Here is a 10,763-nt window from a genome sequence, read left to right as displayed (position 1 = left end):
TAGTGTTTCGGTGGTCATAGCGTGAGGGAAACGCCCGGTTACATTCCGAACCCGGAAGCTAAGCCTCACAGCGCCGATGGTACTGCAGGGGGGACCCTGTGGGAGAGTAGGACGCCGCCGAACTATTTTTGAATGGGAAACCCCCGCACCGGGATACGGTGCGGGGGTTTTCTGCGTTCAGGGGGTATTTCCCCCATCATGACGGCCTCACCAATTTCGTGTCGTACGCCAGAATCACCGCCTGCACCCTGTCTCTCGCCCCCGTCTTGGCGAGGATGCGGCCCACATGTGTTTTCACCGTGGATTCCGCGAGATGCAGACGCGTCGCGATCTCCGCATTCGTCCAGCCCTGGCCGATGACCGTCAGGATTTCGCGTTCGCGGTCCGTGAGAGAGGTCAGGCGTGGGTGTGCCGCCGGGTCGGTGGGGGCCGAGCCGGCCGTCGGGAGATGGTCCGCGTAGGCGTCGAGGAGGCGGCGGGTCAGGCTCGGGGCCACCACCGCGTCGCCTGATGCGACCGCGCGGATACCGGAGAGGAGTTCCTCGGGCAGGGCGTCCTTGATGAGGAAGCCGGAGGCGCCCGCGCGCAGGCCCTCGTGGGCGTACTCGTCGAGGTCGAACGTCGTGAGGATCAGTACGCGGGTGCGGTCGCCCGAAGCGACGATGCGGCGCGTGGCCTCGATGCCGTCCAGGCCAGGCATGCGGATGTCCATCAGGACCACGTCCGGGTGGAGTTCGGCCGTCATGCGGATCGCCTCGCTGCCGTTGCCGGCCTCTCCGGCGACCGTCATGTCGTCCTGGCTCTCCAGGAGCATGCGGAAGCCGAAGCGCTGCATGGGCTGGTCGTCGACGATGAGCACGGTCGTCACGTTGTCGTCTCGCCGTCCTTAAGCCTTGGGGAGGTGGAGGTGGACCCGCCAGCCGCCCGGCGGGTGCGGGCGCGGCCCGGCCTCAAGTGTGCCGTCGTACAGGGAAGTTCGCTCGCGCATTCCGGTCAGCCCGCGGCCGCTGCTGGGGGCGGCGGTGCCGCCGACCCCGGTGTCCGTGACGTCGACCGTCACGCCGTCCGCGGTGTAGCTGACGTCCACCGTCGCCGTGGCGTCCGGGCCCCCGTGCTTGAGGGTGTTCGTCAGGGCTTCCTGGACCACGCGGTAGAGGGTGAGCTGGCGGCCCGCGGGGACCGAGTCCGGGCGGCCGCGGACCGTGCTGCGGACGGGGAGGCCCGCGGCCCGTACGCCCTCGAAGAGTTGGTCCAGGTCGGTCAGCGCGGGCTGCGGGGCTCGCTCGGCCGTGGCGGGCGCATCGTCGCGCAGGACGTCGAGGAGGCGGCGGAGTTCGGAGAGGGCCTGGCGGCTTGTCGTGCCGATGGCTTCTAGGGCCTGGGCGGCGCGCTCGGGGGACTTGGCGGCGGCGTACGAACCGCCGTCCGCGAGGCCGGTGATGACGGAGAGGTTGTGGCCGATGATGTCGTGCATCTCGCGGGCGATGCGGGTGCGTTCGGCGGCCGTGGCGAGCTGGGCCTGCTGGTCGCGCTCGACTTCGAGCTGGCGGGCGCGCTCGACGAGGGCCTGGGTGTAGTCCTGGCGGGAACGGACCGCGATGCCCGCCAGTGCGACCAGCGCGAAGGACCAGAGCTGAGGGACGATCAGCTGGTCCCAACTGCCTTCCGGATAGCGGATGATGCTGACCGCCATGGGCAGCGTCGTCATCGCCGCCGCCCAGCCCAGGGTCTTCAGGGGCAGCCGCAGCGCGATGTTGAACACCACGACGAACTGGATCAGGGCGGACTGCAGCCAGGCCCCCGTCCAGTTGCTGGCCACGTTCGCCGCCGCCATCACCGCGAGGGCCGTGATCGGGTGACGGCGGCGCCACAGCACCGGCACGGAGAGGCCCAGGCTCATCAGGACGATCTGCCACTGGGCCACGTAGGGGTTGGCCGCGGTGTTGCGCCAGCCGCCGGATCCGTCGGTGAGGGCGGCGATGACGAAGAAGGCCGTCACCAGTACGTCCCAGACCAGCGGGTGGCGCGTGTCGTAGGCGCGCACCCGCTGGGCCGACCGCTGGAGGTACCGGGTGAGGGGGTGTGGCTTGGTCGTCACGGCCTCATCCTCGTACACAGGTTTCTCACGGCCTCATCCTCGTACACAGGTTCCTTGGACACCCGGGTTCCTTGGACACCCGGGTTCCTTGGACACCCGGGTTCCGTCATACGTCGCGCCGCTTGAGCAGCACGGACGCCGCTGTGATGATCACGGCCGACCAGAGGGCGAGAGCGAACAGGGCCGTGCCCGGGGCGATGGTGTTCTCCACGCGGGTCACCGAGCCGAGGGAGCTCGCCGCCTGGGCGGGGAAGTACTTGATGGCGGTGTCCACGGCGCCGAAGGGCAGCATCGTCAGGACCTCGGGCAGGATGAGCACCGAGCCGACGAACGCGCCGATGGCGCCCGGCACCGAGCGGAACAGGGCGCCGAGGCCGAGCGCGATGAGGCTCAGGAAGGTGATCGCCGCGGCGCTGCTCGCGAGCGCCCCGAGGACACCGGAGTCCGTCAGGGACAGTTCCTTGTCGCTGCCGGAGAGCCAGATCTGGGCGGTGAGGAACGTGACGACGTTGGTCACGAGGCACAGCGTGAACGCGATGGCCGTGAAGATGCCGGCCTTTGACCACAGGACGGGCAGACGGTGCGGGACAGCGGTGAGCGAGGCCCGGATCATGCCGGTCGAGTACTCGCCCGCGGTGACGAGGATGCCGAGGACGGCGAGGCAGATCTGGGAGAGCTGGGTGCCGAAGAGGGTGAAGACGACCGTGTCGATCTCGGCGTCGTCCCCGTCGTAGGTGACGCCCATCGTGATGCCGACGGCCAACACCAGGGCGGTTGCCGTGAGCAGGGTGATCCAGGTGGAGCGGAGCGTCCACAGCTTGTGCCACTCGGAGCGCAGCACGCCCTTGGTGGTGAGGCGGTAGGGCGCGGGGGTGACGGGGGCCGTGGAGTGCTGGACGGCGCTCATGCCGCTGCTCCTTCTGGCTGGGGGAGGGGTGTGGAGGCGACGTACTCGACCGAGTCCCGGGTGAGGTCCATGAACGCCTGCTCCAACGAGGCGTTGTGCGGGGTGAGTTCGAAGAGGGGGACGGCGTGGGCGGCGGCGGTGCGGCCGATGTGCTCGGTGTCCGTGCCGCGCACGTCGAGGGTGCCGGGGGCGTCCGCGGTGATCGTGACGTCGGGCCCCGCGAGCAGCTCGCTCAGCCGGCCGGCCTCGGGGCTCACGACCTTCACGGCGCCGGTGCCGGACTCGCGTACGAAACGTTCGACGGTGGTGTCGGCGAGGAGCCTGCCGCGGCCGATGATGATGAGGTGCTCGGCGGTCAGTGCCATCTCGCTCATGAGGTGGGAGGAGACGAGGACCGTACGGCCCTCTGCCGCAAGGGACTTGAGGAGATTGCGGATCCACAGCACTCCCTCGGGGTCGAGGCCGTTGACCGGCTCGTCGAGGATGACCGTGGCCGGGTCGCCGAGCAGGGCGGCCGCGATGCCGAGGCGCTGGCCCATGCCGAGCGAGAAGCCCTTGACGCGCTTGCGGGCGACGTCGTGGATGCCGGCAAGCTCGAGGACCGCGTCGACGCGGCTCTTCGGGATGGCGTGGGTGTGGGCGAGTGCCATCAGGTGGTGGTACGCGGAGCGCCCCGGGTGGACGGAGCGGGCCTCGAGCAGCGCGCCCACTTCGTGCAGCGGCGCGGGGTGCGTCGCGTAGGCGCGGCCGCCGATGGTGGAGCGGCCGCGGGTCGGTGCGTCGAGCCCGAGGAGCATCCGCATGGTGGTGGACTTGCCCGCCCCGTTGGGGCCGAGGAAGCCGGTGACGGTGCCCGGCAGGACCTCGAAGCCGAGGTCGTCGACAGCCTTTTTTGCGGGCTTGCCGCCGTAGTGTTTGGTCAGTCCGTATGCCCTAATCATGTCTACGATGCTGGCGCTCGCGGGGGCGCGGATCGTCGGACCGGGGGCGGGAAGTGGTGGTGCCGGGTAGTACCGGGGTACGACGGCGCCCCTGAGGGGGAGCTCCTAGGTGCCCGGTAGCTCGCGGTCCGGCCAGCGGGACCTGCCCTGTTCCTGTGAGCGGAGCAGGGCCAGGGTCGGGAGGCCTTGGTCCGCCCCGTTCGCGAGCAGGGCCGGCAGTTGGGGCAGCGGGGCCACCGCGGCGACATCGTCCAGGACCAGGGTCATTGGTGGGTCGAGCCGACCGGAGGATGACCGTTCGGCCATGCGCCGGCCGTGCTCGACCACGCTTGCGGCGAGCGCCGTAAGGAGCGGCATCGCGCCAGGTCCCTGGGGTGACTTGGGGTCTTCGATGGCTTCACCCACCACGAAAAGCGTGCCCCCTTCATCCACGAAGGAATCCAGCGTGAGGGCATCAGTTCGGTTTGGGGTGCAGGCTTCGCGGATGTTGACCGTGAAGAGGGAGGAGAGGGCCCGTGCGGTCAACTCCTGGGCCATGTCGCGGCGTTCCGGGTACGCGGTGAGCGCCGCCTCCAGCTCGCCGGCGGCCCCGGAGGAGGCCTTCTGATGCGTACGGAGGATCCGTACCGCCTCTTGTACTTGGGTGCCCTGGGACCAGCGGTGGACGTGCTTGATGGGGCGGTTGTCCACCGCGGCGGCGTGGAGGAAGCTGCGGAGGAGGGTTTCCGCCGTGTCCGCGACCGCTGCGTCGAGCTTGGCGCTCGGCCTTATGGCGGCCAGCAGGGCGGTGGCTCGGTGGGCCGCCGTTGCCTTGTCCTCGCAGTTTCTGGTCGGGGACCAGTGGAGCCTTGCGGGGGTGTCGCAGAGGTGGGTGGGGTCGTAGACGAGGACTGGGCCGAGCTTGGCCCGGGCGTCTTTTGTCTCTTCCCAGAGGGTGGGGTCCGAGGTGATGACCAGGGCTGCGGCTTCGGCGTCGCGGATGGCCTGGATCGCGTGGGCGCGGCGGGTTTCGGCGGGGCCGAGGACCAGGGGGCTACGGGGAGTTGGGACCGTGGGTGTTTCTGCGCCCGGGGGTGAAGTGCCGTCCCCCGTGTCCTGCTCGACGCCCATGTCATCGGTGCCCGGCGCTGAAGGCTGTGCCCCTTCCCCAAGCTCTCGGCTTCGCTCGAGCAGGGGAGGCCCCACTCGCCCTGCGGAACGCCTGCCCACAGCGGGGGCGGCGGCTGCGTCCTCGGCAGCTGTGTCCTCGGCGGGAGCGGGGGCGGGGCGCCGGGCAGAGGCGGCCGTGCCCTCGGCCGGGCCGGAACGCCTGGCAGAGGCAGCTGTGTCCTCGGCGTAGTCGTCCTCCGCAGGAGCAGCTGCGGGGGCAGTGGACCTGGCCTGAGCAACCGGCATCCGCCGCGCCCTCCGCACCGCCCGCCACCGAGTGAACGTACCCATCACGAAAATCGTCAGGACGACCAGCACCATCAGCTGGCCGATCAGCAGGCCCCAGAAGAGGCCGTACCCCGAGAGCTGGTCGGCCGGGGTCTCCGGCCACGCCCCCGCCACGTCGTGCGGCTGCTGGATCAAGTGCCGCATGGCCGGCGGCGTACGACCGAACGTGACCTCGCGCGGCCAGGAACCGTGTGCGAACCAGCCCGCGAGGCCCGTCCCCGACCAGACGAGGACCGTCATGCCGAGGACGAAGGCCAGGCCGCCCACGAGGAGGCCGTCGGGGATGCCGCGTTCCCGCGACTCGCGGCGCCCGCCCCGCTCCCGGTACTCGGGCTCAGGGTCCCGGTACTCCCGGTACGGCATCGCTCACGCCACCGTAGAACGTGACGACGACGGACCGTTCATCTGCTGCTCCATGTACGCCGCCCGCTCCTCCGCCTCCAGTTCGGCGGCCCGCAGCGGATCGTCGTCCGGGAGATCCGGGAGATCCGGGAGATCCGGGAGGTCCGCCGAGGATTCCGTCATGGCCCGGTCGGTGAAGACCAGTGGCCGTTCCGTCTCCGTGATCAGGTGCTTGACCACTTGGACGTTGCCGTTCACGTCCCAGACCGCGATGCCGGGTGTGAGAGTGGGGATGATCTCCACCGCCCACCGCGGCAGCCCGAGGACACGCCCCGTCGCCCTCGCCTCGTCCGCCTTCTGGGCGTAGATCGTCCTCGTCGACGCCATCTTCAGGATCGCGGCCGCCTCCTTGGCCGCCGCCCCGTCGACCACGTCGGACAAGTGGTGCACGACCGCCACGAAGGAGAGCCCGAGCCGTCGGCCGAACTTCAACAGGCGCTGGAACAGCTGCGCCACGAAGGGCGAGTTGATGATGTGCCACGCCTCCTCCACCAGGAAGATGCGCTTCTTGCGGTCGGGCCGGATCCACGTGTGCTCGAGCCAGACACCGACGATCGCCATCAGGATCGGCATCGCGATCGAGTTGCGGTCGATGTGGGAGAGGTCGAAGACGATGAGAGGGGCGTCCAAGTCGATGCCCACCGTCGTCGGCCCGTCGAACATGCCCCTCAGGTCACCGTCGACCAGCCGGTCGAGCACGAGCGCGACATCCAGACCCCACGCCCGTACGTCGTCTATGGCGACGTTCATCGCTTCCGCCGACTCCGGCTCCGGATGGCGGAGCTGTTCGACGATGTCCGTCAGGACCGGCTGGCGCTCGACGATCGTCTCGTTCACGTACGCGTGCGCGACCTTCAGCGCGAAGCCCGAGCGCTCGTCGAGGCCGTGCCCCATCGCGACCTCGATGATGGTCCGGAGCAGCGCGAGCTGGCCCGTCGTCGTGATCGAGGGATCGAGCGGGTTGAGGCGGATGCCCATGTCCAGGGCGGCCGTCGGGTCGAGCCGGATGGGAGTTATCCCCAGCTCCTGCGCGATGAGGTTCCATTCACCCACCCCGTCCTCGCCCTGTGCGTCCAGGACGACGACCTGGCGGTCCTTGAAGCGCAACTGACGTAGTACGTACGTCTTCTCCAGGGCCGACTTGCCGTTGCCGGACTCGCCGAGGACGAGCCAGTGCGGCGCGGGCAGCTGCTGCCCGTACAGCTGGAAGGGGTCGTAGATGTAGCCCTTGCCGGAGTACACCTCGCGCCCGATGATCACGCCCGAGTCGCCGAGGCCCGGCGCGGCCGTCGGCAGGTAGACCGCCTGGGCCTGCCCCGTCGACGTACGGACCGGAAGCCTGGTCGTCTCGACCTTCCCGAAGAGGAAGGACGTGAAGGCGTCGGTGAGGATGGACAGCGGATCCCGCATCTTGGCAGCCCTCGCCTCTAGCGTCGGATGCCGGTCGCGAACGGCAGCGTATTGACGAAGGCCCTGTGATGCTCGCGGTCGCACCACTCCAGCTTCAGATACGACTTCCCGGCCGAGGCCCGGATGGTGCGCTTGTCGCGGGCGAGGGCCTCCGGGGACCGGGACGAGACGGTGATGTAGCCGACCAGGTTGACGCCGGCCGCGCCGCTCGCCAGGTCCTCGCCGCGCTGGTCCAGACGGGAGTTCGATGCGATGTCACGCGGGTCGACCGTGCGGTTCAGCTTGGCCTGGCGGCTGGCCTCGGCCTCGTCGTTGGTCTTCTCCGTCAGCATGCGCTCGATGGCGACCTCGGTGGGTTCGAGGTCCATCGTCACGGCCACCGTCCTGATGACGTCCGGGGTGTGGACGAGCAGCGGGGCGAGGAAGTTGACGCCGACGGGCGTCATCGGCCACTCCTTCACCCAGGCCGTGGAGTGGCACCAGGGCGCGCGGCTGGCGGACTCGCGGGTCTTGGCCTGGAGGTAGGTGGGCTCCATGGCGTCGAGTTCGGCGGGCCAGGCGTTCCGTTTCGTCATGGCCTGGATGTGGTCGATGGGGTGGTCCGGGTCGTACATCGAGTGCACGAGGGATGACAGCCGCCCCTGGCCCAGCGGCTGCCTGACCCGGATGTCGGCTTCCTGGAGCCGCGAACAGATGTCGGTGAGCTCGCGCGCCATGACGACGGCGAGACCGGCGTCCTTGTCGAGCTTCCGTGCGCCGTGCGGGCGGGCCGCGCGCGCCATGGCCTGGGCCTCGGCGGCGAGGTCGCGCGAGTAGTGCATGCAGGCCACGAGGTAGGCGCGGTGCTGCTCGCTGCTGGTGGACACCATCGACTGGAGCTGTTCGTACGACTGCTGCAGCCAGGGCAGCGCACGGTCGTCGCCGCGCACGCTGACGTCCTTGGCGTGGGCGTCCGGGTCGGCGGGGAGAGTGCGGGCAAGCATCTGAAGCCGCGTCACAAACCCATCACCATTGGCGACATGCTTGAGAAGCGTCCCAAAGCGATCGACGAGGGCTTCCTGGTCCTCGGAGTCCCGAAGGCCGACGCCCGGCCCCTCGATCTCGATGGCGGCGGTGACGGTGCGCCGGTCGGCGTGCAGCAGTACGGCGATCTCGTCAGGCCCGAAGGGCGCGGCGAGCCAGCTGATGCGGCCGATGCCGGGCGGTGGGCCGACCTCGACCTCCTTGCCGTCGAAGCGGACGCCCGCTTCGGGGGCGGCGGACCGATAGGCGGTCCCGCGCTTCAGCGACCTCTTGTAACTCCGGTTGATCTCGAACCACTTGAAGAAGGTCCGGCCCTTGTACGGGACGTACACCGCGGCGATGGCCAGCATCGGGAAGCCCATGAGCAGCACGATGCGCAGGGAGAGGACAGGGACGAGGAGCCCGCACATCATCCCGAGGAAGGCCCCCGCGATGATCAGCGCGATCTCTCCGGTCTCCCGGTTCTTGCCGACGATCGCGTTCGGTCGCGCGCGGCCGATCAGATATGTGCGGCGGGGCGCTACCGGTTGCGACACGTGGGACTGGGTCGTCAACGCCCTTCACCTCCCGTGCGTTTGTTGCCTGAGCCGTTTCCGGTGTTGCCTGAGCCGCGGTTGCGCGCGTGCGGTGTGCTGGTCGCGCTGTTCCGTGGCGCGGGTGCGGCGGAGGGGACAGATCCGCCGCCGTTCGATGAGCCGCCGCCGCCGCCGCCTCCGCCTCCGCCTCCGGAGGGGCGGCTGCTGTGGGCGGCCATTCCGCCGCTCGCTCCGTTGGCGGGCCGCGCCTGACCGCCGCCTCCTCCGCCGCCGTTGCCCCGGGAACTGTGGGTCTTGATGCCCTGGGAGACGAGGGACGCGGGCGAGCTGATGACGGCGGCGGCCTTGTTCTCGGCGCCGCGCATGATGCGGTTGTTCCGGGAGTTGGCGATTTCATCCCCGAAGCCCGGCACGAAGCGGTAGATCATGGCGCTCGCGAAGATGGCGAGCAGGATGATCGAGAGCCCGGAGACGACGGCCGAGAAGGAGTCGGGCCCGTCGTCGGCCGACAGTGCGCCCGCGAGTCCGAGCACGATGACGATGATGGGTTTGACGAGGATCACCGCGATCATGATCCCGGCCCAGCGGCGGACGTGCGTCCACAGGTTCTTGTCGACGAGCCCGGCATACACGACGGTGCCGAGCAGCGCGCCCACGTAGAGCAGGGCGGCCCGGATGACGAGCTCCAGCCACAGCACGCCGGCCGCGAGGATCGACACGAGTGAGACGACGATCAGCATGATCGGCCCGCCGCCGATGTCCTCGCCCTTCTTCAGGGCGCCGGAGAACGTCCCGAAGAACGTGTCCGTCTGACCGCCCGTCGCCTTCGCGATGACGTCCGTGACGCCGTCGGTCGCCGAGACGACCGTGTAGAGGATCAGCGGCGTGAAGGCGGAGGCGAGGACCGTCAGCCACAGGAATCCGATGGCTTCGGAGAGCGCGGTGGTGAGGGGGACGCCTCGCACTGCGCGCTTGGCGACCGCGAGGAGCCAGAGGAGCAGGGTCAGGACGGTCGACGCGGCGAAGACGACCGCGTACTGCTTGAGGAAGCTGGGGTTCGTGAAGTCGACCTCGGCCGTCTCCTTCACGGCGGTGGACAGCTTGTCGACGGTCCAGGAGGCGGCTTCGGCGCAGCCCTTCGCCAGGGAGGAGAGGGGGTCGGCGGTGGAGTTCAGGGGGTCGTCGGTGGGGTACTTTCCGCCGCCGCCTGAGCTGCCGCCGCCGTTGTCTTGGCCTTTTTCGCAGTACTCCTTGGCTGGGCCGTGGATGAGGTCACACGGGTCGTCCTTGGGCTCCGGAGCGGCGAAGGCCCGCGTCGCTGAGAGGACTGCCGTGGTCTGCACGGCAGCGACAGCCGTGGTGAGCTTGAGTACGTGACGGCTACCGGGCATAGGTGAACCCTCCGTACCCCTCTACTGCCTTCGAGATTTCATCAGAGCCGGATGCACGGTCGTCGCCGGGGACAGGCGCGGGACCGTCCTTCTGGGTGTGCGTGGTGGCCTTCCAGTCGCCGTTCGTCCACGCCAGCTTCATGGTGATCGTGAACCAGCTGTTGGTCACGGGCTTGGTGGACTGCTCCCCAGCGAGTCCGAGCAGGCCGCTGCACCAGACCTCCACGGTCGCCTGGTCACCCGAGTAGCTGGTGACCTTGGTGCCGATCGGGCTCGTTCGGGAGACGAATTGGTAGCCGTTCGGCGTCGTGCCGTCCTCCTTCAGGCCCACGTTCTTGAAGAAGTCAGCGGTGTACGCCCTGTCGAGCCGCGCCTCGAAGCTGTTCACGCTGGACGGCGTCATGACGGCCCGGAGGATCTCGTCGCGCCTGGGCTTGTTGAACATGTCGGCCGAACCGAGCGGCACCACATAGTTCGCGGCAGCGGACTGCGCCCCCTGCTCGCTCTTCGCGAACCCTGAAGCAATCCCCGCCGTCTTGCCCTCGACCGGCTTCTCGCCCGTCGCGGACGTAGGCGCGGCCCCTGCCTTCTTACCGTCCCCGCCCCCGCCCCCGGAAG

9 protein-coding genes and 1 rRNA gene are annotated in these 10,763 nt (G+C 69.4%); 1 reads left to right on the top strand and 9 read right to left on the bottom strand.

The features are described from left to right. Positions 1-6 precede the first annotated feature (6 nt). Positions 7-123, top strand: a 5S ribosomal RNA gene (gene rrf / locus E2651_RS35160). Between the two features lie 73 nt (positions 124-196). Here the strand turns inward: rrf and E2651_RS35155 are convergent. From E2651_RS35155 to E2651_RS35115, 9 genes are all read right to left on the bottom strand, one after another. Beyond that, positions 197-868, bottom strand: a complete 672-nt coding sequence (locus E2651_RS35155; protein WP_135335316.1) for a response regulator transcription factor — start codon at positions 866-868, stop codon at positions 197-199. 18 nt (positions 869-886) lie between these two features. Continuing rightward, the gene (locus E2651_RS35150) at positions 887-2,098 is read right to left on the bottom strand and encodes a sensor histidine kinase (protein ID WP_245239428.1); all 1,212 of its coding nucleotides are present in this window, start codon (positions 2,096-2,098) and stop codon (positions 887-889) included. Between the two features lie 106 nt (positions 2,099-2,204). After that, positions 2,205-3,005: an ABC transporter permease gene (locus E2651_RS35145; RefSeq protein WP_135335314.1), complete on the bottom strand. Its 801-nt coding sequence runs from the start codon at positions 3,003-3,005 to the stop codon at positions 2,205-2,207. Next, positions 3,002-3,946, bottom strand: coding sequence for an ATP-binding cassette domain-containing protein (locus E2651_RS35140; RefSeq protein WP_135335313.1), 945 nt, complete (start codon positions 3,944-3,946; stop codon positions 3,002-3,004). The genes E2651_RS35145 and E2651_RS35140 overlap by 4 nt, the downstream gene beginning before the upstream one ends. Before the next feature lie 105 nt (positions 3,947-4,051). Then, positions 4,052-5,746, bottom strand: a complete 1,695-nt coding sequence (locus E2651_RS35135; RefSeq protein WP_135335312.1) for a type IV secretory system conjugative DNA transfer family protein — start codon at positions 5,744-5,746, stop codon at positions 4,052-4,054. A 3-nt stretch (positions 5,747-5,749) separates the two neighbouring features. Next, the gene (locus tag E2651_RS35130; protein ID WP_135335311.1) at positions 5,750-7,195 is read right to left on the bottom strand and encodes an ATP-binding protein; all 1,446 of its coding nucleotides are present in this window, start codon (positions 7,193-7,195) and stop codon (positions 5,750-5,752) included. Positions 7,196-7,212: 17 nt separating this feature from the next. Continuing rightward, complete coding sequence (locus tag E2651_RS35125; protein WP_167828990.1) at positions 7,213-8,772, bottom strand: SCO6880 family protein; 1,560 nt, start codon at positions 8,770-8,772, stop codon at positions 7,213-7,215. Then, the gene (locus tag E2651_RS35120) at positions 8,769-10,145 is read right to left on the bottom strand and encodes a hypothetical protein (RefSeq protein ID WP_135335309.1); all 1,377 of its coding nucleotides are present in this window, start codon (positions 10,143-10,145) and stop codon (positions 8,769-8,771) included. The genes E2651_RS35125 and E2651_RS35120 overlap by 4 nt, the downstream gene beginning before the upstream one ends. Next, the coding region (locus tag E2651_RS35115) for a hypothetical protein (protein WP_135335308.1) at positions 10,135-10,763 on the bottom strand (629 nt) is incomplete at its 5' end. The genes E2651_RS35120 and E2651_RS35115, both read right to left, overlap by 11 nt.

Origin of the sequence: Streptomyces sp. MZ04 (assembly GCF_004684775.1) — a bacterium.
Lineage (GTDB): Bacteria > Actinomycetota > Actinomycetes > Streptomycetales > Streptomycetaceae > Streptomyces.
The sequence above is the reverse complement of the archived record's forward strand: the minus strand, read 5'-3'. Positions and strand labels throughout refer to the sequence as shown.